The 26,176-nt window shown below is 52.5% G+C and carries 28 protein-coding genes; 13 read left to right on the forward strand and 15 right to left on the reverse strand.

The window, feature by feature from the left end; all coding sequences use genetic code 11:
* Positions 1-100 precede the first annotated feature (100 nt).
* The 8 genes from ACW44H_RS15160 to puuE form a co-directional block, all read right to left on the reverse strand.
* Positions 101-589: an ureidoglycolate lyase gene (locus ACW44H_RS15160; protein ID WP_457505372.1), complete on the reverse strand. Its 489-nt coding sequence runs from the start codon at positions 587-589 to the stop codon at positions 101-103.
* Between the two features lie 9 nt (positions 590-598).
* On the reverse strand, positions 599-1,444 hold the full coding sequence (locus ACW44H_RS15165; protein WP_457505374.1) for a bifunctional allantoicase/(S)-ureidoglycine aminohydrolase: 846 nt from the start codon (positions 1,442-1,444) through the stop codon (positions 599-601).
* Positions 1,445-1,554: 110 nt separating this feature from the next.
* Entirely contained in the window at positions 1,555-2,283 is a 729-nt protein-coding gene (locus tag ACW44H_RS15170; protein WP_457505375.1) for an amino acid ABC transporter ATP-binding protein, read from the reverse strand.
* A complete protein-coding gene (locus ACW44H_RS15175; RefSeq protein WP_457505377.1) occupies positions 2,264-2,920 on the reverse strand; it encodes an amino acid ABC transporter permease in 657 nt (218 codons plus the stop codon). The genes ACW44H_RS15170 and ACW44H_RS15175 overlap by 20 nt, the downstream gene beginning before the upstream one ends.
* Entirely contained in the window at positions 2,917-3,594 is a 678-nt protein-coding gene (locus tag ACW44H_RS15180) for an amino acid ABC transporter permease (protein ID WP_457505379.1), read from the reverse strand. Before ACW44H_RS15180 ends, ACW44H_RS15175 begins: the two co-directional genes overlap by 4 nt.
* 8 nt (positions 3,595-3,602) lie before the next feature.
* Positions 3,603-4,457: a transporter substrate-binding domain-containing protein gene (locus ACW44H_RS15185; RefSeq protein ID WP_457505381.1), complete on the reverse strand. Its 855-nt coding sequence runs from the start codon at positions 4,455-4,457 to the stop codon at positions 3,603-3,605.
* Between the two features lie 338 nt (positions 4,458-4,795).
* A complete protein-coding gene (locus ACW44H_RS15190) occupies positions 4,796-5,671 on the reverse strand; it encodes a MurR/RpiR family transcriptional regulator (RefSeq protein WP_457505383.1) in 876 nt (291 codons plus the stop codon).
* Positions 5,672-5,692: 21 nt separating this feature from the next.
* Positions 5,693-6,628 (reverse strand): allantoinase PuuE, encoded by a 936-nt coding sequence (gene puuE, locus ACW44H_RS15195; RefSeq protein WP_457505385.1) that lies wholly within the window; start codon positions 6,626-6,628, stop codon positions 5,693-5,695.
* 309 nt (positions 6,629-6,937) lie between these two features.
* On the opposite strand from puuE, the gene ACW44H_RS15200 reads away from it, so the two are divergent.
* The 10 genes from ACW44H_RS15200 (at position 6,938) to nadS (ending at position 16,054) form a co-directional block, all read left to right on the forward strand.
* A complete protein-coding gene (locus tag ACW44H_RS15200) occupies positions 6,938-7,702 on the forward strand; it encodes an aspartate/glutamate racemase family protein (RefSeq protein WP_457505387.1) in 765 nt (254 codons plus the stop codon).
* 148 nt (positions 7,703-7,850) lie between these two features.
* Positions 7,851-9,209 (forward strand): NCS1 family transporter, encoded by a 1,359-nt coding sequence (locus tag ACW44H_RS15205; RefSeq protein ID WP_457505388.1) that lies wholly within the window; start codon positions 7,851-7,853, stop codon positions 9,207-9,209.
* Between the two features lie 56 nt (positions 9,210-9,265).
* Positions 9,266-10,708, forward strand: a complete 1,443-nt coding sequence (locus ACW44H_RS15210) for an NCS1 family nucleobase:cation symporter-1 (protein ID WP_457509055.1) — start codon at positions 9,266-9,268, stop codon at positions 10,706-10,708.
* Between the two features lie 480 nt (positions 10,709-11,188).
* Positions 11,189-12,046 carry a toll/interleukin-1 receptor domain-containing protein gene (locus tag ACW44H_RS15215; protein ID WP_457505389.1) on the forward strand — a complete coding sequence of 286 codons (858 nt, stop codon included), beginning with the start codon at positions 11,189-11,191 and terminating at the stop codon, positions 12,044-12,046.
* Between the two features lie 114 nt (positions 12,047-12,160).
* The gene (locus ACW44H_RS15220) at positions 12,161-12,865 is read left to right on the forward strand and encodes a hypothetical protein (RefSeq protein WP_457505390.1); all 705 of its coding nucleotides are present in this window, start codon (positions 12,161-12,163) and stop codon (positions 12,863-12,865) included.
* A gap of 331 nt (positions 12,866-13,196) precedes the next feature.
* The gene (locus ACW44H_RS15225; protein ID WP_457505391.1) at positions 13,197-13,577 is read left to right on the forward strand and encodes a TIGR02391 family protein; all 381 of its coding nucleotides are present in this window, start codon (positions 13,197-13,199) and stop codon (positions 13,575-13,577) included.
* Between the two features lie 173 nt (positions 13,578-13,750).
* Positions 13,751-13,993 (forward strand): type II toxin-antitoxin system Phd/YefM family antitoxin, encoded by a 243-nt coding sequence (locus ACW44H_RS15230; RefSeq protein WP_457505393.1) that lies wholly within the window; start codon positions 13,751-13,753, stop codon positions 13,991-13,993.
* Positions 13,990-14,253 carry a Txe/YoeB family addiction module toxin gene (locus ACW44H_RS15235; RefSeq protein ID WP_457505395.1) on the forward strand — a complete coding sequence of 88 codons (264 nt, stop codon included), beginning with the start codon at positions 13,990-13,992 and terminating at the stop codon, positions 14,251-14,253. Before ACW44H_RS15230 ends, ACW44H_RS15235 begins: the two co-directional genes overlap by 4 nt.
* A 1,179-nt stretch (positions 14,254-15,432) precedes the next feature.
* Entirely contained in the window at positions 15,433-15,765 is a 333-nt protein-coding gene (locus ACW44H_RS15240) for a type II toxin-antitoxin system RelE/ParE family toxin (RefSeq protein ID WP_022522251.1), read from the forward strand.
* A gap of 1 nt (position 15,766) precedes the next feature.
* On the forward strand, positions 15,767-16,054 hold the full coding sequence (gene nadS / locus ACW44H_RS15245; RefSeq protein WP_457505396.1) for a NadS family protein: 288 nt from the start codon (positions 15,767-15,769) through the stop codon (positions 16,052-16,054).
* A 53-nt stretch (positions 16,055-16,107) separates the two neighbouring features.
* Here the strand turns inward: nadS and ACW44H_RS15250 are convergent, their stop codons facing one another.
* Both ACW44H_RS15250 and ilvC read right to left on the reverse strand, forming a co-directional pair.
* Positions 16,108-17,625, reverse strand: coding sequence for an ATP-binding cassette domain-containing protein (locus ACW44H_RS15250; RefSeq protein ID WP_457505397.1), 1,518 nt, complete (start codon positions 17,623-17,625; stop codon positions 16,108-16,110).
* Positions 17,626-17,754: 129 nt separating this feature from the next.
* Positions 17,755-19,227 (reverse strand): ketol-acid reductoisomerase, encoded by a 1,473-nt coding sequence (gene ilvC / locus ACW44H_RS15255; protein WP_457505398.1) that lies wholly within the window; start codon positions 19,225-19,227, stop codon positions 17,755-17,757.
* A 193-nt stretch (positions 19,228-19,420) separates the two neighbouring features.
* On the opposite strand from ilvC, the gene ilvY reads away from it, so the two are divergent.
* Complete coding sequence (ilvY, locus tag ACW44H_RS15260; protein ID WP_457505400.1) at positions 19,421-20,299, forward strand: HTH-type transcriptional activator IlvY; 879 nt, start codon at positions 19,421-19,423, stop codon at positions 20,297-20,299.
* A 37-nt stretch (positions 20,300-20,336) separates the two neighbouring features.
* On the opposite strand, the gene ACW44H_RS15265 is transcribed toward ilvY, so the two are convergent.
* Genes ACW44H_RS15265 through uraH form a run of 3 tightly spaced genes read right to left on the reverse strand, consistent with a single transcriptional unit; the run spans position 20,337 to position 22,657 of the window.
* Positions 20,337-21,071, reverse strand: a complete 735-nt coding sequence (locus ACW44H_RS15265) for a GntR family transcriptional regulator (protein WP_457505401.1) — start codon at positions 21,069-21,071, stop codon at positions 20,337-20,339.
* 14 nt (positions 21,072-21,085) lie between these two features.
* Complete coding sequence (locus tag ACW44H_RS15270; RefSeq protein ID WP_457505403.1) at positions 21,086-22,288, reverse strand: urate hydroxylase PuuD; 1,203 nt, start codon at positions 22,286-22,288, stop codon at positions 21,086-21,088.
* A gap of 15 nt (positions 22,289-22,303) precedes the next feature.
* The gene (gene uraH, locus ACW44H_RS15275; RefSeq protein WP_113269068.1) at positions 22,304-22,657 is read right to left on the reverse strand and encodes a hydroxyisourate hydrolase; all 354 of its coding nucleotides are present in this window, start codon (positions 22,655-22,657) and stop codon (positions 22,304-22,306) included.
* A gap of 145 nt (positions 22,658-22,802) precedes the next feature.
* On the opposite strand from uraH, the gene uraD reads away from it, so the two are divergent.
* Positions 22,803-23,339, forward strand: a complete 537-nt coding sequence (gene uraD, locus ACW44H_RS15280) for a 2-oxo-4-hydroxy-4-carboxy-5-ureidoimidazoline decarboxylase (RefSeq protein WP_113269067.1) — start codon at positions 22,803-22,805, stop codon at positions 23,337-23,339.
* A gap of 120 nt (positions 23,340-23,459) precedes the next feature.
* Complete coding sequence (locus ACW44H_RS15285; RefSeq protein WP_457505405.1) at positions 23,460-24,824, forward strand: uracil-xanthine permease family protein; 1,365 nt, start codon at positions 23,460-23,462, stop codon at positions 24,822-24,824.
* 68 nt (positions 24,825-24,892) lie between these two features.
* Here the strand turns inward: ACW44H_RS15285 and ACW44H_RS15290 are convergent, their stop codons facing one another.
* Together ACW44H_RS15290 and ACW44H_RS15295 are read right to left on the reverse strand one after the other, a co-directional pair.
* A complete protein-coding gene (locus tag ACW44H_RS15290; protein ID WP_457505406.1) occupies positions 24,893-25,249 on the reverse strand; it encodes a phasin family protein in 357 nt (118 codons plus the stop codon).
* A gap of 181 nt (positions 25,250-25,430) precedes the next feature.
* Positions 25,431-26,120: a glutathione binding-like protein gene (locus ACW44H_RS15295; RefSeq protein WP_113269064.1), complete on the reverse strand. Its 690-nt coding sequence runs from the start codon at positions 26,118-26,120 to the stop codon at positions 25,431-25,433.
* Positions 26,121-26,176: the final 56 nt, after the last annotated feature.

A 26,176-nucleotide genomic window follows, 5' to 3' on the forward strand; every position in this document is an offset into this window, starting at 1 on the left:
AATTAGCGTGTGTGACTGTTTGCAGTAACATTATGTCGTCACCCTAGCTTATCAGTTTAACGCGTGCGATATGACAGCGGTGTAACACATCAGGTGCGGATCATTGCAACGTCACGGTGATCGCAAGCGGAAACTCATCGCAGTTGTTGCCTTCGCCACCCCGATCCACCACCAAAAACTCGCCTTCGCGCTCCAGTACCGATTGAATGGCGTGCCAGGTACCGGCGCGATAGTTCACCCCTTGGCGACCATCGGTAACAAAGGCGCGTACATCTTCTGGGTTGATGTGTTCACCAGGTGGCGCCACCACGACAATAAAGCGCTCCTGGTGCAGCGGCATAAACGCCTGACTACCCTGGGGGTGACGCTCCAAAAACGTTAGCTCCAGCGGAAGTGTAATCGGCTGGCTCACGAAGATATTAATCAGCGCGTGCGCGTTTTCGCCCAGGGTTTCCACCTTGGCAAGATCATGGTGGCGCTGAGTGCGCCCGGCGTTGATAGGAAACGACGCTGACGTACGCGCATCAATCACATCGCCAAAGGGGGCGAAGGCTTCAACCGTTAGCGGCTCGGCTTTTAGCTCTAACATGGCAGTTCCTTAGCGAGATGACAGTTTAAGAGAGGCATGACGATTAACATCTTTATACAGCAGATACCGGAACGGCCCTGGGCCAGCGGCGTAGCAGGCCTGGGGGCAGAAAGCGCGTAGCCACATAAAATCACCGGCTTCTACTTCTACCCAATTTTGATTCAAGTGATACACGGCCTTGCCTTCGAGCACATAAAGGCCGTGCTCCATGACATGGGTTTCATCAAAAGGGATCACGCCGCCGGGCTGAAAGGTCACGATATTGACGTGCATGTCGTGGCGAACGTCCGCTGGGTCGACAAAGCGCGTGGTGGCCCAGCGCCCTTCGGTGCCCGGCATTTCGATGGGTGCAATGTCCTGCTCGTTGGTAACAAACGCCTTTGGCACCTCGAGCCCTTCCACAAATTCATACGCCTTGCGGACCCAGTGGAAACGCACCGGCGCATCAGATTCATTGCGCACTTGCCACGTGCTACCGGGGGGGATAAACGCGTAACCGCCGGGCCGCAGGGTGTAATGCCCGCCTAACAACGTAAGTGATAACTCACCCTCCACTATAAACAAGACGCCTTCTGCGTGGGGATCTGGCTCCGGTTTATCGCTACCGCCTCCCGGCTGCACTTCCATAATGTATTGAGAGAATGTCTCGGCAAACCCCGACAGCGGTCGCGCCAGTACCCACAATCGCGTGCCTTCCCAGAACGGCAGATTGCTGGTGACGATATCGCGCATGACGCCTTTTGGGATCAGCGCGTACGCTTCGGTAAAGACAGCGCGATCAGCGGTAATTTGCGTTTGCGGCGGATGCCCGCCGGTGGGGGCGTAGTAGTTAGCCAAGCGACTATTTGTTGGCATTGTTTCTCCCTTTCTAATTGAGCATGGCGTGTTGGTTGGCTGTCTTTACGACGGCTCTATGTATTCATCCTTGTATACGATAGTACGCTAGGCTTTGTCGTCTAAAAAGACTAGAGCACGGCAGAAATAAACTGCTTCAACTCCGGCGTTTGCGGATTACTGAACAGTTCGCTGGGGGCGCCTTCTTCATGGATGCGCCCCTGGTGCATAAACACCACGCGATCCGCCACGTCACGGGCAAAGCTCATCTCATGGGTGACCAGAATCAGCGTCATACCCTCGGCCGCCAGCGCTTCCAGCACGCGCAGCACCTCCCCGACCAGCTCGGGGTCAAGGGCAGAGGTTACCTCATCGCAGAGCATTACTTTAGGGCGCATGGCCAGCGCCCGAGCGATAGCCACTCGCTGCTGCTGCCCGCCGGAGAGCTGGGCCGGGTAGGCATCGTACTTATCCGAAAGACCGACTTTCTCCAGCACTTGGCGGGCAATTTTATCGACGTCAGCCTTTTGATCGCCGCGCACTACCCGTGGCGCCAGGCAGACATTCTCACCCACGGTTTTATGGGGAAACAGGTTGAAGCTTTGAAACACCATGCCGACGTTCTCACTCAGCTCTTTGGGCGACATCGACGCCGCATCGAGCTGCTTATCGGCAATGGTGATCTCGCCGCTATCATGTTTTTCCAGCTGATTCAGGCAGCGCAGCAGGGTGCTTTTACCCGACCCGCTGCGGCCAATAATCGCCACCACTTCGCCCTGCGCCACCGAAAGGTTAATACCTTTAAGCACTTCCAGCTCGCCAAAGGCTTTATGAACGTTATCAACGTAGACCAGCGTCATAGAGCTTTTTCTCCAGATAGCGCGCGTAGCAGGAAAGGGGGAAGCACAGCGCGAAGTAAAGCAGGGCCACAAGGGCAAAAATGGTGAAGGGTTCGAAGGTGGCGTTATTGAGCATGGTGCCCGCCTTGGTGAGCTCCACAAAGCCGATGATGGAGGCTAGCGCCGTGCCTTTGATGACCTGTACCGAGAACCCCACGGTAGGCGGAATCGAAAGCCGCAGTGCCTGGGGCAGAATCACATGGCGCATGGTCTGGAAGTAGTTCATCCCCAGCACCCGCGCCGCGTGCCACTGTCCTTTGGCGACCGCCTCTAAACAGCCGCGCCAGATGTCACATAAGAAGGCACTAGTGAACAGCGTCAGTGCGACGGAAGCCGCCAGCCAGGCTGAAATCGGCTGGCCTAGTGCGGCCGCGCCAAAGAAGATCAAAAACAGCTGCATCAACAGCGGCGTGCCTTGGAACAGGTCAACATAAAGAGACGTTAAGCGCTGCAGCCAGCGGTTGCTGGAGAGGCGCATAAAGGTCAGCAGCAGCCCCACCGTGGCACCGCCTACGAAGGCAATCAGCGATAGAAGAATGGTCCAGCGGGTTGCCAGCAGCAGGTTGCGCAGAATGTCCCAGAAGGTGAACTCAATCATCGCTGCTCTCCTTGCTGATAGGCGAACACCCGCTTGCCCACCAGCATAAAGCTGCGCCGCATACCAAAAGCGAGGAGCAGATAGACCAGGGTGATCAGCAGGTAGACTTCGAAGCTGCGAAAGTTGCGCGACTGGATAAAGTTAGCGGCGTAGGTGAGATCGAATACCGAAATCTGCGAAACCACCGCCGACCCCAGCATCACAATGATGGACTGACTGATCAGCGCGGGATAAACCCTGGCAAACGCGGGTACCAGCACAATGTGGCGGTAGCTCTGCAGGGTGGTCATCCCCAGCGCACGCCCCGCTTCCAACTGGCCTTTCGCCGTAGCGCTGATGCCGGCGCGTAAAATTTCCGCGCTATAAGCGGCCAAGTTGAGCGTCATGGCAATAAACGCAGCGGTAATGGCATCAATTTTAATGCCGAGCCCCGGTAGCCCGAAGAAGATAAAGAACAGTTGCACAATGAAGGGCGTGTTGCGGGTGACTTCGACATAGCCGCCCAGCCCCCAGCGTACCCATGGCTGCGCGTTGACGCGTAAATAGGCTACCGCCACTGCCAGCGACAATCCCGTCAAGGTGGTCACCACGGTCAAAATGACCGTGGTGGTCAATCCTTTGAGAAGCTCACTGACGTAGGGCAACAGGGTAAGAAAATCGAGTGTTGGCCCCATGGTGAGCCTCAGCTACCGAAGTTTTCAGGTAGATCCGCACTGAACCAACGCTGGGACAGCTCATTTAGCGTGCCGTCTTCCAAGCCTTGTGCAATCAGGCGGTTCACTTCTTCCATCAGCGCAGGCTCGTTTTTATTCATGCCCACGTAGCAAGGCGAATCTTTAAGCTGATACACCAGCGAAGGCGCTCGCTCGCTATTACGCTCAGCGATTTCAGCGGCGACCACGTTACCGGTAGCGACGTAATCGACCTGGCCGGAAAGAAACGCGGAGATGGTGGTGGCATTATCTTCAAAGCGCTGCACGGTGGTGGAATCCGGCGCAATTTCCGAAAGCTCCATATCTTCCACGGCTCCGCGGGTGACCCCGATGGTTTTATCGGCCAAGCCTTCCGGGCTCTCTACGCTTTCATCCGCATCGGCGCTGAATACGCCTAAAAAGAACGGCGCGTAGGCCTCAGAGAAGTCGATGGCCGCTTCACGCTCAGGATTTTTACCCAGGCTGGAAATCACCAGATCCGCCTGGCCGGTCTGCAAATAGGGAATACGGTTGGCACTCGTGACCGCAATCAGCTCAAGCTCCACGCCCATTTCGTCAGCGAGATAGTGCGCCATATCGATATCGTAACCCTGGGGCTGCATATCGGTGCCTACCGAGCCAAACGGTGGGAAATCTTGCGGCACCGCCACGCGGAGCGTGCCGCGCGATTCGATATCGTCAAGCGCATCCGCCTGAACATGGGGGCTAGTAGTAATAGCACCGAGAGCAACAGCGGCGCTCAACCCTGTGGCTAAAACGCCGGACTGCAAGCGCTTAAAGCGGCTCGAAAAAGAGTGATTGAAGCGGTGGGATAACGATTTCATAAAGCTCTCCTGGCAGGTGCATGCTCTGCAAAATCTGGGTTTTGCTAGAGACGCATCGCTGAATAATTAGCAGTGGTGGTCTTGGCGATGGAAGCAAAGCGAATGAAAGCTTTGTTGCACGATTTCTAACAAAGAAACTTTCGTTTCACTTGACCAGCTAATAGCAACAGCGATACCAGAAGTGGCATACTTTTTTCAGAACAGCAGTTTAGAGAGCGCCAAGAACCAAAATGCAGTGACTGACGCATTGAGAAGAGGGAATAAAAGGAGAGCGATGCAACGAGTTGGTGCAACTTTCAGCGGCCAATACGCTGAGGTGCACCATGAAGAGACTCCAGCTACTGAGCGCTCCAATCCACGCTCATGGTCGGCGCTTCCAGCTCGCTAAGCTCGGCGTAAACATCGCTGATCGCGCTGATTCGCTCTCGGCCAGAAGCCAAGCGCCGATGCAGCACACCGTTGGCAATCAGGCAGATCAGGCTATTGGCAGCGGCGTAACTATCAAACGCCGAAAGGCTTTCCAGTGGCGTTTCAAAAAACCACGTTACTTGTGAGGCAGCGTTGACTGCAGTGGGGTCAGCCAGCAAGGCCACCTTGGCAGGTGAGTGCTCAAGTGCATCGACCAGCGCGGCAAAGGCCGCCGGGCGGCGGCGAAAACCGAACAGCACCACCACGTCCTGCTCGGTGAGATCGACAATCTCTTCCGCTAACGACTGATTTGGGTGAGGCACCACCCGCACTTGGGTGCGCGCCTGGATCAATTGCTGGCGAAAATGCAGCGCTAGCGGGTAGCTGTTACGAAAGCCAATAACCACTACATGACGCGCGCTATCCAAATGTTCAACCAGCGCAGCAAACTGATCCGCCGCGATGCCGTTTAAGCAGCGCTGCAGGTTCTCCTGCTCCCGCTGTAAATGGCGGTGAAACGGTGCGCCAGCCTCTTCCTGCATGGCATTGGCGTCGATTACCAAGGGCACACCCAGGTTACGCAACTGGCGGGCATGGTCTTTAACGGTGCGGTAGCTCTCGAATCCCAGCCGCTTGAACAAGCGGCTGACCGTCGATTTAGATACCCCGGTCAAGCGCGCCAAATCGGCGGCGCTGTACACTGCCAAATCATCAAAGTGATCGAGAATAAAGCTCGCTACCCGCTGCTCTTGTGCGCTTAGCGCGTCAAACTGGGCAGTAATTCGCTGTCCGATATGCGGGGTCATAGCATCCTATTAAGCGGCTTATTAACGAGTTGCCGGGTGATGTTCAGCCCAGTGACGGGCGATATCGACCCGGCGAGCGACCCAAACACGGTCGTGGGTTTCGATGTAATCCAAAAAGCGCTGCAGCGCGCGAAAACGCCCCGGGCGACCCAACAAGCGGCAATGCATGCCTATTGATAACATTTTGGGCGCCTCCTCCCCTTCTGCGTAAAGTACATCAAAAGCATCGCGCAGGTAGGTAAAGAAGTGATCCGCGGTGTTAAAACCTTGCGGCGCGGCAAAGCGCATATCGTTGCTGTCCAGGGTGTAGGGCACAATCAGGTGGTTGTGGTCACTGCCCTGACTATCGGTCACCTGGGTCCAGAAAGGCAAATCATCGCCGTAGTAGTCGCTATCGTAAAGGAAACCGCCCTCATCCAGAACTAAGCGTCGGGTATTGGGACTGTCGCGGCCGGTATACCAACCCTGGGGTTTTTCGCCGTAGAGGCGCTGAAAAATCTCCATGGCCTGTTGAAGGTGTTGCCGCTCAACGTGCTCGGAGACTTCCTGATAGTGAATCCAGCGGTAGCCGTGGCAGGCAATCTCGTGGCCCAGCTCTTTAAATGCAAGAGCCACATCCGGGTTGCGCTCCAGCGCCATGGCAACGCCAAACACGGTGAGCGGCAAATCACGCTTCTCAAATTCACGCAGAATGCGCCATACCCCAGCACGGGAGCCGTACTCGTAGATCGACTCCATGCTCAGGTGGCGATCAGGATAAGCCGGTGCGCCGATGATTTCTGACAGGAACTGCTCGGAGCCTGAATCGCCATGCAGCACACAGTTCTCGCCGCCCTCTTCGTAATTGAGCACGAACTGAACGGCAATTTTGGCCTTGTTGGGCCAGTTGGCGTGGGGTGGATTACGCCCGTAACCGATTAAGTCGCGTGGGTAATGGCTCTTAGAGGATGACGACATAGCTAGCTCCTTTTATGCCTATTTCTGGCTCGTCACTGGCGAATGAGCAGCCCAGCGATGCAGAAAATTATTTGTATACAAAATAGCGAGATTAATAACGGACCGCAACGCGGCCGGACGCTAATCCCCTGACACTCATAGCGTTTCTAAGTTAAAACATCGTTAAGCTGTTGAATCCTGAACAATTGGTCAAACTTTAAGCGGGACATTTTTATCGTCTATTCACGTTTAGAGGCTTGCGTAAGGCTAGAAACCGCCCTATTTTTGTATACAAGAAAATTTATATTGTTTACATACGGATTGCTCAACGTGCATATACGCATCATTAACCCTAACACCACGGCTTCCATGACCGCTGCTATGGGTCAGGCAGCACAGCAGCAGGCGGGGCCAGGCACCACGGTCAGCGCTTCCCAGCCTGACGCAGGCCCGGTTTCGATCGAAAGCCATTTTGACGAAGCGATCAGCGCGGTGGGGGTTGCCGAAGAGGTGCTTAAAGGCGAGCGCGAAGGCGGCATCGATGCCTACGTGGTGGCCTGTTTCGGCGACCCGGGCTTGCTCGCTGCCCGCGAACTCACCCGCGCACCCGTGATTGGCATTGCCGAAGCGGCTTTTCATATTGCCACCCTGGTGAGCACCCGTTTTTCTATTGTGACCACCTTGGGCCGCACCGGCATTATTGCCGAGCACTTGCTACAGCAGTACGGCTTTAGCCACCACTGCCGCCGCATTCGCGCTGCGGAAATTCCGGTGTTGGATCTTGAGCACCACCCTGAAGCGGCGTTTACACGCATTGTTGAAGAGTGCTGCCGCGCCCGGGATGAAGACGGCATTGGCGCCATCGTTCTAGGCTGCGGCGGCATGGCGAATTTGACCCAGGAGATCAGCCGCGAAGTCGGCCTACCGGTAGTGGAAGGTGTTAGCGCTGCGCTAAAACTGGCGGAATCACTGGTCGGTTTAGGTCTGTATACCAGCAAGCACGGTGATCTCGCCTACCCACGGCCGAAAGCGTTCACTGGCAAGTTTGCTGGGCTTACTGACCTTGCGCTACCGCTTAAGCCATCAACGCTCTAAAAAACAACGTCTCACAAAACCATGACTCAAAAACATTTAATAACAATAGATTAAGAAACACGAACGTCCAATAGCACGCCACGCCGCAAGCGTTTCCCGATGTTAAATCGGGGATTAATAAAACCGATAATCTTGCGAGGACGACACCATGAGCGCTTCAACCTCGGCTCTTGCGTCAGACGACCGATCCGATGCTGGATCAAAAGCAATAGGGGCGGAGAGCTTAGCCCCGCAACACACCCGGATTATGGGGCGTAGCTCCTATTTTCTGGCCTGGTTCGGCGGCTGCGTTTCCATTGGCACCTTCGCCATGGGCTCAAGCGTGGTCGGCACCTTAAACCTGTTACAAGCCACCCTGGCCATCGCCATCGGGTGCTTTGTGATCGGTATAGCTCTCGCCATTAACGGGGCCGCGGGCTACAAGTACGGCATTCCGTTTATGGTGCAGGCGCGCAGCGCTTTCGGCTTTACCGGCACGCGTCTGCCAGGCCTCGTGCGCGCGGTACCGGCGGTAGTGTGGTACGGCTTTCAAAGCTGGATTGGCGCCGGGGCACTCAATATGGTGTCGGCTACCCTGTTCGGTTTCGACAACCTTATCTTCTACTTCATTACCTTCCAGTTTCTGCAAATCGGCCTGTCGGTGATGGGCTTCCAGGGCATCAAGTGGTTAGAGAATATCGGCAGCGCCTTTATCCTCGCCTCGCTGGTGTATATGTTCTACGCCACGGTGCAGCGCTATGGCGATGAGCTTTCCGCCAGCCTGCTGACCATGGAAGGCTCCTGGGGCATGCCGTTCTGGGGCGCGACCATGCTGTTCCTGGGTATCTACAGCACCATGATGCTCAACGTCAGCGACTACTCCCGCGAGCACAAGAAGGGCACCGCCCAGAGCCTGCTGACCACCATCTACGCCATGTCGATTCTACCCTGCACACTGTTTATGGGCTTGATCGGCTATATGGTCTCCCAAGCCACCGGCACCGCCGACCCTATCCAGGTGTTTGCCAACGCCGTCGACAACACCCCGCTGTTAATGACCACCCTGCTGTTTATCGCCTTCGCCCAAGTCACCACCAACGTACTCAACAATGTGGTACCGCCCACCTACGTGCTGATGGACATCTTCAAGATCAAGTTCTCGGTCGCCACGGTGATCGTTGGCTTGCTGGCCTTCGCCACCTTCCCCTGGAAACTGGTTCAGCCGGGCTCCGCTGCGGGCTTACAGCTGTTTGTGCAGACCTACTCCGCCTTCTTAGGCCCCATCTTCGCCATTCTGGTGGTCGATTATTATGTGATTCGCCGACGCACGCTGGATATCGACAAACTGTATGACGTTAACGGGCCTTATCAGGGTATTAATCTGGCCGCTTTCATCGCCACGGCGGTGGGCATTGTGGCGGCGCTCTCTTTCTCGGCGATCTCGTGGTATGCCAGCCTGATACCCGCCGGTGTTACCTACTACCTGCTTATGAAGTACTGGACTCCCTGCCAGCGCTTTAGTCAGTAACCCCCTTTGCCAACCGAAGAGCGAATAAGACGAAAGAGAGCAACGACGTTAGTGACCTGGATATTAAGCACATTGATCCCACGCTATATAACGAGGATCTCGCGCCGCTTAAACCCCAGGATCGTAACTGGGGCGCGTTTGAGATATTTAACGTTTGGTCTAACGATATCCAGAGCCTGTTTGGTTACACCCTCGCTGCCTCACTGTTTTTAACCTACGGCCTGAACGGCTGGGCGGTGATGGCTGCGATTATTCTGGCCGGTGTGATCGTGATGTTTCTGGTCAACCTCTCCGGTAAGCCCAGCGTTAAATACGGCATTCCTTTTCCCGTGATGGTGCGTGCCAGCATGGGCGTACGCGGCGCGAACCTACCCGCGATGCTGCGTGCCATCGTGGGAATTTTCTGGTACGGCGTGCAGACCTACTTCGCCTCCACCGCCGTCACCCTACTCATTACCGCTTTTGTGGGCGCAGGCAGCGGCAGCACCTTCTTGGGGCTTTCCGGCGTGGCTTGGGTGTCGTTTGTGATTGTATGGCTGTTTCAAATCGCGATTTTCTGGCAAGGCATCGATCGCATTAAGCACTTCCTCAACTGGGCAGGCCCGCTGGTCTACGTGGTGATGTTAGTGCTGATGATCATTGTTTGGTACCAGGCGGGCAGTGAGCTAATCCCTGCCATTGGCACAATTTTTAGCGGTGGCAGTGAAACCAGCGGCAGCTCAATCGCCGCCTTTATGGCAATTGTGGGCACCATGGTGGCGTATTTCGCAGCAGTGGTGATCAACTTCGGTGACTTCACCCGCTTTGTGAAAACCGAACGTCAGATGAAGCTGGGTAACCTGCTGGGCTTGCCGCTTAACGTGGCGTTCTTCTCGTTTATCGCGCTGATTATTACCGCGGGGACTTTGGTGCTGTTTGGCGAGGCGCTGACCAACCCCGCCGATATCGTTGAACGGGTAGATTCACTGCCGCTGACGATTATCGCCGCGCTAACCTTCTTTGCCGCCACGGTCGGCATCAACCTGGTTGCCAACTTCATTCCGCCCGCCTACGACCTCGCCAATCTGTTCCCCAGCAAAATCAGCTTTAAGATGGGCGGCTTGATTACCGCCGTAATCGCGTTCTTTGTCGGCGCGCTGTGGCTTTCGGTGATCAGCCAGATTGGTGTGCCCGGTTTTGTAAATGCGCTAGGCGCCATCGTCGCGCCCTTCTACGGCATTATCGTGGTTGATTATTACCTGATTAAGCGCCAGCACCTGAACATGCAGGAGCTGTTCTCATCAGCACCGGGCAGCGCCTATTACTACGTCAACGGCTGGAACACCCGCGCCCTTATCGCATTTGGCGTGGCGGCAATGTTCTCGCTCTCTACCGTTTTAGTCCCCGCTCTATCCAGCCTGGGCGGCTACGGATGGCTGATTGGCGCAGGCTTGGGTGGGCTGTTCTACTATGGGTTGATGCGGCAGTTTAAGGCGGAGCCTGTGTTGGCTCAGCAGTAGGCAAAAGGGTCGTAACTAGCTGATTAGAAGCTCATACAAGCGCCATCGGTTTTGCCGATGGCGCTTTTTTTGGGTGGCGTGCTACCACGGCCAGTTGGGAACCTGCCGATATCCTCCCATGGCGCTACCAAGCAACGTATTTTGCGGTATCAAAACTCAGCGGAATGAGATATTTTCGAGCTGTAATGCGTGTTTTTCTGGTAGGCTCAAAGGCCCATATGCTTATTTTTCTGAAAATAATTTGATTAAAACGATTAAAAATAATGATTTGCAATAAGGCTATGTGTGTTTATGTGCAATTTAAAAAAGTGACCTGGAATGTTTAGGCGCATGCGCAATTTTCTGACGGCCCTTATCAGGATAAGGTGAGTATTTTTATTTTATATCAGACACTTGTAGCGTAATGTTGGTTTTTGGCTTCCCAGGAAAACACGCATGCGTATGAATAAACTGTTAGCCATATAGGAGTAATACGATAATATGGAATACTTGTGGTTAGTAATTCCGGCTTGCATGACATTGCTTGTTGTCTTATTCATAAAGGAGAGGAAGCAAAAAAATGAAACTCTCACTCAATTAGAAAAAGATGGTTTTAAGCATGTTTTTTATGGCGACGGTATGAATTTTATCGCCTTTAATCTCGTCAATGGATATTTTAGATTTGGTCGCCTTAATTCAGGTGATTTCGCTGAGAGGCCAGTTAATTTCATTACTAATTATGAATGGAAATGGGTGGATAGAAACGCCCAACGATTTTCAAATAAGTTCTTTTTTTATATTTCAGATGTTGAACATTCGATGCATGAAGTCTTTTATAATGACAAGGCAAGAAATGCAGAAGTTGAGTGGGCTAAAATTCAAGCTGTTTACAGCGAATGTTGCTCATCCCAGTATCAGGTGGTTGAAAACATGGAACGAAATGACAGGTATGATTTTTTTGTTTCTCATGCCAGTGAAGATAAGAATGAGTTTGTACGTCCACTTGTTCAAGAGCTTAATAGCCTAGGGTTGAAAGTATGGTATGACGAGTTTTCGCTTGAAATAGGTGATAGCTTGAGGCGAACTATTGATCATGGCTTAGGTAATGCAAAATATGGAATTGTTGTTTTATCACCAGCATTTTTTGCAAAGCAGTGGCCTCAGTATGAACTCGATGCCTTAGTAAATAGATCTATGAGCGGCGAGAAATTTATTCTACCCGTTTGGCATGGTGTTCAACATCAAGAGGTGTCTCAATATAGTCACAGCCTTGCTGACAAAGTTGCTTTTTCATCGTCGTCATTAAATATTCAAGAGATGGCATCTGAATTTCTACGGTTACTACAAAAAAATGGCTAACAAACGTCTGCACCGGACAAATTTCCGCTGTCACGTTTTGTGCAAAAACAAGCACAAAAGCTGCCATCAAAAATTTGCTCGGTGAGCCGGGCGTTATGTGAAGAGTCTCAACGGATGACTGGACAAGAAACACACCATAAGATGGTCGTTGGCAGCTTCATAAAAAAAAAGCTGGAAGAATATGAGTACTTCCTAATAAAAATTATAAGCATTTGCAATCTAGTCAATAACAACTTCTTAGCCGGAATCAACCCTGTCAATACAAGCGATGAAGACATAAATTTCACCTTCAATGCTTTCGTTAATACCTTCCAGTCACTGAAAGACTCTTTAGAAACAGCTACAAGCCAGAAAATTGCTTGGTCATACTTCTCAGAAGTAAGGCACTCTGCATTTTTCAAGGAATGCAGAAATGCCATAACGCATGACGGCATGCAAATCATCAACGCCTACACTGATGGCAAGTATTATATTGCGAGCAATATAGAAAGAATTGACAATAAAGGGAAATTTATTAGTCTTGAAGCTCCGAGGCAAGACATTCTCACTCTGTGTCTAGAATTCTCTACTGACCTAATGCTTGAAGTCGAAAAAATCGCTGACGAATACGGCCAAAGCATTCCGACTCAAAGCAATGTAGACAAAATGAAATACATTGCACGGTACATGAACAGCCCTATTGTTCCTGAGTTTGCGCGCATGTTATTCCAACAAAACCGTGAGATTATCGAGCAGCAATTAGCAGCACATGTCTTCAACCCGGTAGCAGACATTAAAAAGCAAACCGCGAGCATTAGCAGCCTATGTGCTCAAACATAACAATTGGTTAAAATCGTTCGCTGCGCTCACTCGGACGAGCTAAAGCCCGCCCCTTAACCAAATGTTATACGTAAAATTGGAATCCAATGTCAAAAGTAGAAATCGAAGCAAAAATTGAATTTCAGAAGAAATTGGTGAGGCTAACCCTGGAGGTTATCAGCCAGTCAAATTCTCGCGTGTCAAATACAAAGCAAGCCCAACTGCCCACATAGACATTAGGCGTTTTCAGCGTGGTTACGATAATGAAGGTGAAAAGCAATATTTCCCTACAAAAGTCGGCTTTAGGTTTCCAGAGCGTGAGTTTCGTCGGGTGGTAGAGAAATATGCGTTAATGCCTGAAAGCTACGTACACCCAACTATCGTTAAAAAGTGCTTTGCTCTATTAAATAGCGGTGAATTTGATAGTGCGGTTATACAAGCGTTTAAGGCAATAGAAGTGACCACAAGAGAAAAAATTAGTGCTCCAGCAGATATGTTTGGAGAACGTTTGCTAAAAAAAGCATTCAACCCTGATGATGGCGTTCTAACCAATAAGAACCTACCGAAATCAGAAAGGTGTGCTTTTTTAAACTACATAACAGGGGCGTTTAGCTTTTATCGTAACTCTAGCTCACACCGTGATATAGAGCTGGATTTTGTGTCAGCATTTGACAGAATTGCTGTTGCTAGTGATTTAATAAAAGCTATCGAAGATGCCGAAGCAAACGTATAACAATGCCAGTCAAGTCGACGGCTTTTTCGTTCCGCCGTCGGCTCCACTACAAAGCCGCGCTTGCTGGCGGCGTTAAGTTTCCCCTAGGGCACAGCGTTATGAATACGTTCGCCTTGACGCTCGTGCGTAGTAACGTACACTTTTTTAAGAGTTGAACACGCTAGAGGTGCGTCATGAGCGGAATTACAGCCACTGAGGCACGCAGCAATCTTTACCGGTTGATTGATGAAACTGCCGAGTCTCACCAACCCATCGTCATCATGGGGAAGCGGAACAGGGCCGTTTTGGTATCCGAAGAAGATTGGTCGGCCATTCAGGAAACGCTTTACCTGCTTTCTGTACCCGGCATGCGGGAGGCTATTCGCGAGGGGATCAACACCCCTGTGGCTGAATGCGATGAGGAGCTGGACTGGTGACATGGAAGTTGGCTTACACCAAGCAAGCCCAGAAAGATGCAAAGAAACTTGCCTCCAGCGGCCTTAAGCCAAAAGCCCAGGAATTGTTGGCAATGATGGTAGAAGATCCCTACCGCAAGCCGCCTCCGTTTGAGAAGCTTATTGGTGACCTTGCGGGAGCCTATTCACGCCGCATCAATATTCAGCATCGTCTGGTGTACCAAGTGCTCGAAGACGAGCGAATGGTGAAAGTTTTGAGGCTATGGAGCCACTACGAATAATACATAACCAGCCGCTGTAGCCGAACAATTTTTCCACTGCGTTGAGGCTGTAGAAAACCCCACTGACGGTTAAGGTTTTGGTAGGATCGAGAAAACGAACGAGGCGTGGTCAGCATGCCGCGCTTCAATGCTTATAACTACGATCAGAACGCCATGATGGTAATCAGCTACCAAGATCAGCTCCAGCCAAGCACCTTTGAACACGCAGTGCACTATCTGATCGAACACAAGCTCGACTTGTCCTTTTTGCCATCCTGCTTAAGATCATCTTGTTTTACTATTTCAAAAGCATTATCTCCAGACGCGAGATGCAGAGGTGCTTAAATACCGTTCCCAATCTCACACACTGGCAAGCTTCTTCAGCCGCGATGCCAAAGAGATTGAAGCACTGTCGGACAAGTGTTGCTGGTGTAACACGAACAAGGCTTGTTGGCTGGAACATTAAATTAGGACGACAATCGGTAGAGGTGGCTCGAAATTGTGTTTTCTACAGTTTTTTGTGAGCAAAAGGGAGTAAATAGATGACAAGCATATACAGCTACAGGGGCAGTGAAGCCGAAGAGGAAAAGGCCTCGGGTGTACCTGGGATTTTGTGCAGGGATTCGGCGGGAAGCTATTTCTTCAGGGTGTATCACTCGGACACGTCTTTTACGGACTACGATTTGCTCCACGACGATTTGTCAGTGACAATTTCACCAGACGCATTAGCATCATTTTACAAAGTAAACGGACACAATTTTCTCGATCACAGCCCCGAGGTCTTGGGGTTGAAGCGGAAATGAATGGCCTTCCTTCTTCTACTCCCAAGAGCCAGAACCAGCATTAACTCTTTGGCGACTTTAGCCAAAATCGTAGGCCTCCAACTTCCCTGCTTCCCGTTCTGTTTTGCAATAATAGCTTGAGGCAAAGCGGCTTGCCTTCCATCATTTCGCCTACTTTTGCCCAATGCTCGTTTTATTTGGATGTCGTTCGATCAAGCGCTTCAGCTATAATCGCTGTTTTATCAATTAGCTGCTGGTCTAAATGTGTGGGTGGCGATTTCCAAGCCCCTCTTAGAATCTCATTAGCTGTAGCAAGGTGCCACAAATGAGGTGTTTGTAACAATATACTGTTGTCTGGCTTCTTTTCAGACTCTGACCGTTGCTTGACTGCCATAATCCATTGGATTACTCTTAATCTATGCAGACCATTGTTGAACTCCCTGAATTTATCAAGCGAGCGTCAAGCCTCCTCAAGGATGAGGAAAAGATGAGTATTGTTAACTACTTAGCTTTTCATCCTCAGGCCGGGGACATCGTGCAAGGCACAGGAGGTATTAGGAAGCTTCGCTGGTCGGCGCAGGGTAAGGGCAAAAGTGGTGGGGTAAGGGTTATCTACTACTATCACAATGGAAGCGTACCGCTGTTCCTTTTGACCGTTTTCGGCAAGGGCGAGAAAGCGAACATCTCAAAGTCCGAACGTAATGAACTGAGCAAGCTTACCAACCTGTTGCTTGAAAGATATGGTGATTAATATGAGTAGCGCATTTACAAGTATCAAGCAGGGCCTGGATGAGGCCATTGAATACTCTAACGGGCAGGCGGGAAAAGCGATCGTGCATGAGTTCGGGCCAGTAGAGGTCAAGAAGATACGTTCCAAGCTGGGTATGTCGCAGAACGAGTTTGCCTCAGCCTTTGGAATCAGCGTCAGTACGCTGCGCCATTGGGAGCGTGGTGACCGAGCGCCTCACGGCCCCGCTCTAGTGCTATTGAACGTCGTATCTAAAGAGCCTCAAGCCGTATTAAAGGCTCTTAGCGCATGACACTATGATGCATGGCCTACGCCAGTAGGTCATGCACACCCTGGCCCCACCAACTAATGATTCTTCTCCAGCGCCAAATGATTGTCGATTTCTTTTATCTTATCTTCCGTGTGGTGATTCACGTAGAGCACCGTGGTCTCTTGGCCTTCACAAATCTTCTCAATCAGTGCGAGAACTAGCTGGCGGTTCATATCGTCCAGGCCCAGGCAAGGCTCGTCCAGGATCAGCAGCGGCGGGTGTTTTACCATGGCGCGGGCGATGAGTAGCAGACGCTGGTCGCCGTAGGAGAGTTTGTTGAAGGGCTGATCGGCGCGCTCTTGCATGCCCAGTAGTTCGAGCCATTGGTCGGCGATTTTCTTCTGGTTATCAGTCGATTTGGTGTACACGCCGATGCTGTCGTGGAAACCTGAAATAATGACGTTTTTGCAGCTGGTGCTGACGCGATATTCCCACTGCAAGGCGGTGGAGACATAGCCGATAAACTGCTTAATCTGCCAGATGCTTTCGCCGTTACCGCGCTGAAAGCCAAACACAAAAATATCGTTGGTGTAGCACTGCGGATGGTCGCCTGTGATCAGGGACAGGACGCAGGTCTTACCACTCCCGTTAGGGCCACTCAGTTGCCAGTGCTGGCCCGGCTCGATCGTCCAGTCGAGCTTATCGACGATCACGGTGTCACCGTATTGAATCGTCGCTTGCTTGAGTTTCACTAACGGTTGGCTGGGGTCGAGCGCGGGTAATTTATTGGCTGGGTCGGCCTCGGGCACGCGGAGGTCGGTGGTTTTCAAATGCAGCAATTGATACAGCTCATTGAAGGCGGCATCGTCCTGGCGGTCTACCGTGAACGCTAAACGCCCCGTTTCTCCGCGCTTTTTATCTCCTCTCTTTTTGTCCGAACGTTCTTTATCCGTGCGGTCTTCATCCCCACGCTCTTTATCCAGGTAGGCCACATGGGTAATGAAGTCGGGCATTTCATCAAAGCGATTCAGCACCAACACCATGGGAACGGTATCGATGATAGAGGCGAGATGGGCTTGCAGCATGGCGAGGGTGTCGACATCTAAGCCATCAAACGGCTCGTCTAGAATCAGTAAGTCCGGCTTATTCGCCAGCGCGCGAATCAACATGACTTTGCGGGTTTCGCCCGTGGAGAGCTTACGAAAGGCGCGTTCGAGGAGTCTCGTCAGCCCGAACTTTTCGACCAGTACGCTGGCGAGGTCAGTGTCCCGGCAGTGCTCGAAAATCATTTCACTAACGGGGGTACCGAGTGAAATGACATCCATGATATCGGCATCGTCTTTTTTCAGCTCTTGGGCAATGAGTTCGGCTTGCGCTTCGAAAGAGACCAAACCGACATTGTGGGGAAGGCCTTGAACAGTGCCCGCTTCGATTTTGCCAACGCCCGCAAGCGCCGCCGCCAGGGCGGATTTGCCTGCGCCATTGGTGCCGGTGATGACCCAATGCTGATGGGGTTCGATAGTCCAATCAATCTCGCTTAGGGTGAAGCGATCATCAAAACTGATTGTCGCTTTGTTTAGTTGAATATTGGCTAAGCGGTTTGAAGGCTCCATCGAACTATTCCTTACGGTGACGGTGTTAAAAAATCAGGCTTGAATAAAAAAGAGACAAAAAAGCCGAGACTATCGTGGCGATATCCCGGCTTTTTAATTGCGTTAACTCGCTATTCTTTATTCAACCGGTTAAACGATCTTCTTCATGTCCGCCATGTGACCACGCAGCACTGCGCCAACGGCTTCAACCGGGTGCGCGCGCAGGGCATCGTTGACTTCGATCAAACGCGCGTTATCAACGCCGTTGTCATCTACATCCAGGCCTTTACCGATCACATCGGACTTAATGCCTTTCATAAAGTCAGCCAGGAGCGGTACACACGCGTGGTTGTAGAGGTAGCAGCCGTATTCCGCGGTATCGGAGATCGTCGCGTTCATTTCATAAAGCTTCTTACGCGCGATGGTGTTGGCGATCAGTGGCGTTTCGTGGAGAGACTCGTAGTAAGCAGATTCGGCGATAATGCCAGCCGCGGTCATGGTTTCGAACGCAAGCTCAACTCCCGCTTTTACCATCGCCACCATCAGGATGCCGTGGTCGAAGTACTCTTGCTCAGAGATCTTAATGTCACCCGCTGGTGTTTTTTCGAATGCTGTTTCAGCAGTGTCTGCGCGCCATGCGTGAAGTTTCGCATCATCGTTCGCCCAGTCTTCCATCATGCCAGCAGAGAAGTTGCCGTTCATGATGTCGTCCTGGTGCTTGTTGTAAAGCGGACGCATGATCTCTTTCAGCTCTTCTGCAAGATCATAGGCTTTGATCTTCGCGGGGTTAGAAAGACGATCCAGCATGTTGGTCACGCCGCCGTATTTCAGTGCTTCCGTGATGTTTTCCCAGCCGTACTGAATCAGCTTTGAGGCGTAGCCAGGCTCGATACCTTCTTCGATCATTTTGTCGAAGCAAAGGATAGAACCGGTTTGCAGCATGCCACAAAGGATCGTTTGCTCGCCCATCAGGTCGGATTTAACTTCCGCGATGAAAGAGGACATCAACACGCCGGCTTTATGGCCGCCAGTGCCCACTGCGTAGGCTTTTGCCAGGGCAAGGCCTTCACCTTTAGGATCGTTGGCTTCGTGAACGGCGATCAGGGTGGGAACACCGAAACCACGCACATATTCAGCGCGCACTTCAGACCCTGGGCACTTCGGCGCCACCATGATGACGGTGAGGTCGTCGCGGATCTTCATGCCTTCTTCGACGATGTTGAAACCGTGAGAGTAAGACAGGCAAGCGCCCTCTTTCATCAGCGGCATTACCGCCGTTACAACAGCGGTGTGCTGCTTATCGGGCGTCAAGTTCAAGACCACATCTGCCGTGGGGATCAGCTCTTCGTAGGTACCGACAGTAAAGCCATTTTCAGTGGCGTTCTTCCAAGACTGGCGCTTCTGTTCGATGGCTTCAGGGCGCAGGGCGTAAGAGACGTCCAAACCGCTATCGCGTAGGTTCAAGCCTTGGTTCAGGCCTTGTGCGCCGCAGCCGATCACGACCATTTTTTTGCCTTTAAGCGCGTCTACGCCATCGGCAAATTCAGAACTGTACATAAAACGGCATTTGGCGAGTTGAGCCAGTTGCTCGCGTAGCGGCAGCGTATTGAAGTAGTTAGCCATCGTTAACATCCTAATGATTGATAAGCACGATATCGATGTCTCACACCGATACGAAAAAGAGTGACATAGCCGCCAAGTGCGGACCCAGCGCCATGTGAGTAGCGCCAATCTAACCAAAAACGACTATTTCTTAAATTGATATATTTGCAACAATATGTCCCTTTTTTTGCAAAGCTCCATTATCATGGCAGGTATGAATTTTAAAATTTTAAAACAATTTCTCGCCTTAGCAGAAACCCTGCATTTCGGTCGCGCCAGCGACGAGTGCTATGTGAGCATTTCTGCCCTGTCGCGCAACATTCGCCATTTAGAAAATGAGCTGGGAGTAGCGCTGTTCAACCGCGACAACCGTACCGTAGTGCTCACCCAGGAAGGCCAAAAATTTCTCAAGTATGCCCGCGATGCCAGCAGTCAGTGGAATTTGATCCGTCATCAGTTAACCGACAACCCGGATCAATTAAGCGGTGAAATCAGCTTGTATGGCTCCGTAACGGCCAGCTACAGCTTTTTGCATGAGCTACTGCGCCGCTTTCGTATTGCCTACCCGGTCATTGAAATCAAGCTGCGCACAGGGGATCCCGAACACGCCATTGCCCATGTGCTCGATGGAAAAGAAGACCTTAGCATTGCGGCACAGCCCGCCAACTTACCGCGAGGCCTGGCCTTCAAGCCCATTGCGACGTCGCCGCTGCTGTTTATTGCGCCGCTGGAGCAGCAATTGCCCAATGCGCCCACCAGCACGCCCATTACACCGGCTGAGTGGGCGAATACGCCCATGATTCTATCGGAAAGCGGTGTGTCTAGAACGCGTGTAGATGAGTGGTTTCGCCAGCATGACATCTCCCCGCGCATATATGCCCAGGTGACCGGCAATGAAGCCATTGTGAGTATGGTGAGCCTGGGCTTTGGTATTGGCGTGGTGCCTAAAATCGTCCTCGACAACAGTCCACTGATGGATCGCATCCGCGTGCTCGACGTGACGCCGGAACTGGCGCCCTACGATATTGGTTTGTTTACCTTGAAGAAAAACCTAAAAAACCCGTTGGTCGACGCGTTCTGGAGTTTGATGTAAGCCCTGCGCCTCGTGTGTCACGATTCGACCCGCGCCTTCACTCCCCAAATATCTGCTGTAAATCCGGCACGTTTTCTTCCTCTTCGACCATGGAGAGCGAGGCTTCGATGGCTTTGAGGTGGCGGCTCATAAAGGCTTTCGCGCGCTCGCCGTTGCCTGCTTCTAAATAGCCGATCAGGTCATCGTGGTCATGGGATTCGCAGCCCAAGTGGCCGCGATGGCCGTAGACAGCGAGTATGAGCGAGGAGCGCGAGCAGAGCCGCTCAACAAACTCCGCCAGGGTCGCATTGCCGGAAAGCTGCGCCAAGCGCACGTGAAAATCGGCAGAGAGCCGGATAGCGACGCTTTGTTGGCCGCCGCGCAGCGCTTGGCGTTCGCGCTTGGCCATTTCACGTAGCTCAGCGGCTTCTTTTTCACCCATGCGCCGCGCCACGTCGGGCATCAATCCGCACTCGACCAGTTGGCGGGCATCGAAAACGTCCTTGGCTTCGTCCGCGGTGGGCCGGGTGACGCTGGCCCCACGGCGCGGCGTCAGGGTAACGAGTTGCTCCAGTGCCAAGCGCTGCAAAATTTTACGAATACCGGTGCGGCTAATGCCGAACACATCCGCTAGGGCATCCTCGCGCAGTCGCGCGCCGGGCTTCAAGCGCTGCTCGACAATGGCATCGCTCACGGCGCGATAGATAGCATCGTGTCGTTCATCGCCCTCTTTGCCATCTTTGGTTTCTTTAACGGAAGCGCGCCGCTTTATCGGCGCCTGCGCATCACTCATAGCTAGCCTCTTTATCACTCCTCCCAAGCGGCAATGATAGCGCGCTCTTCATCGCTCATGTTGGTCATATTGCCTAACGGCATGTAGCGGCTGGCCACGACCTGTTGAATCTGCGCTTTTTGACCGAGAATTTCGTCCCAGTTTTCAAATGTAAGCCCTGCGGGCGGCGCTGAAAAACCGGCATGCTCGGGGTTGCGAGCATGACACTGAACACAGTGCTGCTCAATCAGGCCGGTGATTTGCGCTTGGTCTGGCCCTTGTGCGCCTGCAGTGCCACTTGGGGATGAAGCACTGGGTGCCGCCACCCAAAACGCCAACAGGATAAGCGCTACCCCGAAGGCGGGATAGGCGGGCTGGGTTTTACCTGCGTGCATCAACACAAAGAACTGACGGATCAGGACACCGGCGAAGATGAACAGTACCATCACCACCCAGGCGAGCTCGTGAGAATAGATAAACGAGTAGTGGTTACTCACCATCAGCAATACGACCGGCAGCGTGAAATAGGTGTTATGCACCGAGCGCTGTTTGCCGCGTTTGCCATCCAGCGGATTGGGCGCATCACCCGCCTTCATGGCTTTAACCATGCGGCGCTGGCCGGGAATAATCCAGAAAAAAACGTTGGCCGACATCGCCGTCGCCATGACCGCACCCGTGAGCAGGAAGGCCGCGCGACCGGTGAACATCTGCGTACTGAGATAGGCAACGACCACCATCATCACGGCGACGGCAATGCTGAGCAGCCCATCGCGGTCCATGTTGGGGCTAATGCGTTTGCACAGCTCGTTATAAACCACCCAACCGCCCAGCAGGAATGCCAGCGCCAGCACATTGGCCTGCCAGCCCGTCAGGTTGGCGGCCCACTCCCAGGGGCTATTGGGGTTCACCAAATAGAAGCCTGGGTTGACCATATAGAGAATCACAAACAGCGCAAAACCGGAAAGCCAGGTGGTATAGGCTTTCCAGAATGACCAGTGCAAATCATTGGGCAACTTGGCAGGTGCGGTAGCGTACTTTTGGTTGTGGTAAAAACCACCACCATGCACCGACCACATTTCGCCGAACACGCCCTTCTCGCGATCTTCCGCTGCTTTTGGCGTGCGCAGGCTGTTGTCCAGCATGACAAAGTAGATCGACTCACCGATCCAGGCGATGGCGGCAATCACGTGCAGCCAGCGCAGCAGTAAGTTAACAAACTCGATTAGGTACGCTTGCATAACGGATGTCCCCTATCAGCTACCGCGGTAAGTTGAGTAGCCATAGGGCGAGAGAAGTAGCGGCACATGGTAGTGCTGGCTGGCATCGGCGACGCCAAAACGTAGCGGAATAACGTCTAAAAAGCGCGGCTCGTTAGCTTCAACGCCTTGGGCACGCAGGTAGTCACCTGCATGAAACACCAGCTCGTACTCGCCTCTCGTGAGCGCATCACCTTCTAAAAGGGGAGCATCACATCGGCCATCGTTATTAGTGGTCACCGTGCTTAAAATTTGACGCTCGCCGTTTGAAAGACGGAACACTTCAATGATGATTCCCTGGCCGGGCTGTCCTTTGGCGGTATCCAATACGTGGGTGGTTAAACGTCCCATAGCCACTCCTTATTTATAACGTTGTTTGCATGGTTTGACCTATTGGTCAAAGAGTACCGTTACTGCTATTTATTGTATACAGTAATTCCAACCGCGCACTTTTTGAACATCCGCGCGTCACCCTTTTTCACTTTGGAGAGAGCCAATGCCTGCTGAAACACCGCGACTGCTATCGCCTGCGCCAAGCCAGTGCAGCCTTGAGATGCTTACCCACCATTACGGGGATATTTACGAGCACTCGCCCTGGGTGGCCGAAGCGGCCTGGCAGCACGGCCTAACCGAAGCCCATGATACCCCAGACGCGCTGGCCGAACTGATGGGGCTTATGTTGCAGCAGGCAAGCAGCGAACAGCAAATTAGCGTTATCCGAGCGCACCCGGATTTGGCCGGTAAAGCCGCCATGGCAGGCGAGTTAACCCAAGACTCCACCAGTGAACAGGCAGGCGCCGGGCTAGACCAATGCAGCCCTGAGGAGTTTGCTCGCTTTGAATACCTTAACGTCGCATACAAGGAAAAATTTGGCTTTCCGTTTGTGATTGCCGTTAAGGGGCTCGATCGACACGGTATTCTCGATGCCTTTGAAGCGCGGCTGAATAACGATGCAGCCACCGAGCGGCAAACGGCCATTGAGCAGATCATTCGCATTGCGCGTTTTCGTTTAAGGGCGCGGGCCGAACAATAAACCACCAGCGTCGACGCCTCTTCGCCAAACGGGCTATTGCATTTATTTATTGTATACACTTTTAATAGTAAATGGATGCAAGAAGAAAACAATGCCACCCACTGCGAATAAAGGCTCTTTATGTCCACTCCGCCCGACGCTAAAACGCGGCCTTCGCGTACCATTAATCAAAACCCTGATGCGATGCCGCCGCTTTCAAAAGCGATCCCGCTAGGCCTGCAGCATATTATGGCCATGTTCGCTGGCAACGTGACACCGCCGATCATTATTGCTGGTGTGATCGGCGCTAACCCGGCGGAGCAGATTTTTTTAATTCAAGTCGCGCTGTTTGTGGCGGGGGTATCCACGCTGGTACAAACCATCGGCGTCGGCCCCATCGGGGCACGCCTGCCGATTGTGCAGGGCACCAGCTTTGGCTTTCTGCCAGTGGCTCTCCCGCTAGCCAAGGCGTTTGGCTTGCCCGCGGTGCTCGGCGCCTCGTTTGTGGCGGGGTTGCTGCAAATTGTGCTGGGCGCGTTTTTAAAGAAAATTCGCCACTGGTTCTCCCCGGTGGTGACCGGCATCGTGGTGCTCTTGATCGGTATTACGCTAATGCCGGTTGGACTCAATTACGCCGCGGGCGGTGTGGGGGCAGCCGATTTTGCCTCTCCTGGCAATTTATTATTGGCGCTTTTTGTACTCAGCGTGACCATCGCCATTCACCAATATGGGCGCGGTTTTATTAAAGCGTCGTCAATCCTGTTTGGTTTAATGGCAGGTTATGCGGTGGCTATCGTCCTTGGCAAGGTCGATTTTACCTCGTTAAGCAACGCTGCCTGGTTTGCGCTGCCCAAGCCACTGGAATACGGCATGACGTTTTCGGGCACCGCGATCATCGGTATGACCCTGATTATGTTTGTGGTGGGACTAGAAACCATCGGCAATATATCGGCGATTACCACCACCGGCGCTGGCCGCCCCGCGAAAGACCGTGAGCTTTCCGGCGGCGTGATGGCGGATGGCGTGGCGACGTCATTTGCGGCGGTTTTCAATACCCTGCCCAACACCGCTTACGCACAGAACGTTGGGCTGATTACCCTAACCGGTGTGGTTAGCCGCCACGTGGTCACCATTGGCGGACTGTTATTGATCGCCATGGGCCTATTCCCCAAGCTAGGTGGACTGGTGGCCGCCATGCCGCCTGCAGTACTGGGCGGCGCAGGGGTGGTGATGTTTGGCATGATCGCGTCTGCGGGGCTTAAGATCATCAAGGAGTGCGAGCTGGATCAGCGTAATATGCTGATCATCGCGGTTTCGCTAAGCCTGGGTATCGGCCTGCCAGCCGTTGAAGCCATTTCGGAAACCATGCCGGGCCAGCTAGGGCTGCTACTTAAATCGGGCCTGGTACCCGCAGCACTTGCCGCCCTACTGCTAGATGCTATTTTACCGGGTAAGCCCGACCGACAAGCCAAGCTTGCCGCGGCGGAAGCTGAAGCTAAGCGTTAACAGCGCCCAGGTACAAAAAAGCGCCGCTTCCCTGAGGAAAAGGCGCTTTTTACTGACCTAACGCTAACTTATTGCTTTGCTTTTTCTGCCACGTTTTTAGTGGTTTCTTCAGCCTGCTTTTGGCTATCTTGAGCAAAGCTTTGACCGATTGACGTTACTTTTTCAGTATCGCCCTTAACGCGTTCCATGAAATTGCTTGCCGTTTTCTGCTGGCTTTCCATCGCCTTCTTGAAACTGTCGGCGTCTTTTACATCAAGCCATGTGCGTGCTTGCGAGATAGCCATGTCCGAGTAGGCACGGAAAGCATCCATTTGTGCACTAAATAGCTGATCGTAGTAATCAAGCGCCGTTAGTGTGTAAGAACGCATGGGTGACACAAATGCTGATTCAAACTGCTGTGTGGTTTTATCAGTCGCTTTATTCACAAGTATCTCTCCAAGTGTGAGCTAGCACATAAACTCGCCTTCAATAGGCGGTTCTTAGCCAGGCTTTTGCCTCTGCTATAGCTAAAGCTAGCAGTGCTTTTTGTGCAGCGCAACATGATTTTTCCTCATGCTGCGCTTGCTCACTTGCAGATTACTAACAACCTTTTCTTACGAAACGATACTAACGGTTACCAAACAAGTGCTTACGCGCTTGCTCATCCATTTCAACCCCCGCTTGTGGATTAACTTCTTCCACTAAAGCGTACGCCCGACGCACGGCTGGGCGCGCTTTGATCATCTCAAACCACCGCTCTAGGTCGGGAAACTCCTCGATCGTCTGCCCTTGCTTTTCCCAAGGAACGATCCAGGGGTAAATCGCCATATCAGCAATCGAGTAATCATCACCGCCCACATAAGTGTGATTCGCCAAGCGCTGATCCAGTACGCTGTAAAGCCGATTAGTTTCTCGCACGTAACGCTCAATAGCGTACTCAATCTTCTGCGGCGCATAGTGGCAGAAGTGGTGGTTTTGGCCTGCCATCGGGCCTAAGCCCCCCATCTGCCAGTGCAACCACTGGAGCACGATATAGCGTTCACGACCCGCCGCAGGCAAAAAAAGACCGCTCTTATCGGCGAGGTATTCCAGAATGGCGCCAGACTCAAACATCGAGAGTGGCTGGCCGCCATCCTGCGGTGAGTGATCCACAATGGCGGGGATGCGGTTATTGGGGGCAATAGTGAGAAATTCAGGGTCAAACTGCTCACCGCGGCCAATATTGATTGGCTTTACTCGATACGCCAGTTTGGCTTCTTCGAGCATGATGGAGATTTTGTGGCCGTTAGGTGTTGTCCAGTAGTACAGGTCAATCATTGCCATCTCCTTGTTGAAAACGTTGATGTACTCGCCATGAGTTTACCAAGCTTTCT

Source organism: Vreelandella sulfidaeris Esulfide1, assembly GCF_054072535.1.

Excerpts from the sequence above, each read along its gene's own strand:
- ACW44H_RS15160 (WP_457505372.1), bottom strand. The coding sequence starts at position 589 with ATGTTAGAGCTAAAAGCCGAGCCGCTAACGGTTGAAGCCTTCGCCCCC.
- ACW44H_RS15165 (WP_457505374.1), bottom strand. The coding sequence starts at position 1,444 with ATGCCAACAAATAGTCGCTTGGCTAACTACTACGCCCCCACCGGCGGG.
- ACW44H_RS15170 (WP_457505375.1), bottom strand. The coding sequence starts at position 2,283 with ATGACGCTGGTCTACGTTGATAACGTTCATAAAGCCTTTGGCGAGCTG.
- ACW44H_RS15175 (WP_457505377.1), bottom strand. The coding sequence starts at position 2,920 with ATGATTGAGTTCACCTTCTGGGACATTCTGCGCAACCTGCTGCTGGCA.
- ACW44H_RS15180 (WP_457505379.1), bottom strand. The coding sequence starts at position 3,594 with ATGGGGCCAACACTCGATTTTCTTACCCTGTTGCCCTACGTCAGTGAG.
- ACW44H_RS15185 (WP_457505381.1), bottom strand. The coding sequence starts at position 4,457 with ATGAAATCGTTATCCCACCGCTTCAATCACTCTTTTTCGAGCCGCTTT.
- ACW44H_RS15190 (WP_457505383.1), bottom strand. The coding sequence starts at position 5,671 with ATGACCCCGCATATCGGACAGCGAATTACTGCCCAGTTTGACGCGCTA.
- puuE (WP_457505385.1), bottom strand. The coding sequence starts at position 6,628 with ATGTCGTCATCCTCTAAGAGCCATTACCCACGCGACTTAATCGGTTAC.
- ACW44H_RS15205 (WP_457505388.1), top strand. The coding sequence starts at position 7,851 with ATGAGCGCTTCAACCTCGGCTCTTGCGTCAGACGACCGATCCGATGCT.
- ACW44H_RS15215 (WP_457505389.1), top strand. The coding sequence starts at position 11,189 with ATGGAATACTTGTGGTTAGTAATTCCGGCTTGCATGACATTGCTTGTT.
- ACW44H_RS15220 (WP_457505390.1), top strand. The coding sequence starts at position 12,161 with ATGACTGGACAAGAAACACACCATAAGATGGTCGTTGGCAGCTTCATA.
- ACW44H_RS15225 (WP_457505391.1), top strand. The coding sequence starts at position 13,197 with ATGCCTGAAAGCTACGTACACCCAACTATCGTTAAAAAGTGCTTTGCT.
- ACW44H_RS15230 (WP_457505393.1), top strand. The coding sequence starts at position 13,751 with ATGAGCGGAATTACAGCCACTGAGGCACGCAGCAATCTTTACCGGTTG.
- ACW44H_RS15240 (WP_022522251.1), top strand. The coding sequence starts at position 15,433 with ATGCAGACCATTGTTGAACTCCCTGAATTTATCAAGCGAGCGTCAAGC.
- nadS (WP_457505396.1), top strand. The coding sequence starts at position 15,767 with ATGAGTAGCGCATTTACAAGTATCAAGCAGGGCCTGGATGAGGCCATT.
- ACW44H_RS15250 (WP_457505397.1), bottom strand. The coding sequence starts at position 17,625 with ATGGAGCCTTCAAACCGCTTAGCCAATATTCAACTAAACAAAGCGACA.
- ilvC (WP_457505398.1), bottom strand. The coding sequence starts at position 19,227 with ATGGCTAACTACTTCAATACGCTGCCGCTACGCGAGCAACTGGCTCAA.
- ilvY (WP_457505400.1), top strand. The coding sequence starts at position 19,421 with ATGAATTTTAAAATTTTAAAACAATTTCTCGCCTTAGCAGAAACCCTG.
- ACW44H_RS15265 (WP_457505401.1), bottom strand. The coding sequence starts at position 21,071 with ATGAGTGATGCGCAGGCGCCGATAAAGCGGCGCGCTTCCGTTAAAGAA.
- ACW44H_RS15270 (WP_457505403.1), bottom strand. The coding sequence starts at position 22,288 with ATGCAAGCGTACCTAATCGAGTTTGTTAACTTACTGCTGCGCTGGCTG.
- uraH (WP_113269068.1), bottom strand. The coding sequence starts at position 22,657 with ATGGGACGTTTAACCACCCACGTATTGGATACCGCCAAAGGACAGCCC.
- uraD (WP_113269067.1), top strand. The coding sequence starts at position 22,803 with ATGCCTGCTGAAACACCGCGACTGCTATCGCCTGCGCCAAGCCAGTGC.
- ACW44H_RS15285 (WP_457505405.1), top strand. The coding sequence starts at position 23,460 with ATGTCCACTCCGCCCGACGCTAAAACGCGGCCTTCGCGTACCATTAAT.
- ACW44H_RS15295 (WP_113269064.1), bottom strand. The coding sequence starts at position 26,120 with ATGATTGACCTGTACTACTGGACAACACCTAACGGCCACAAAATCTCC.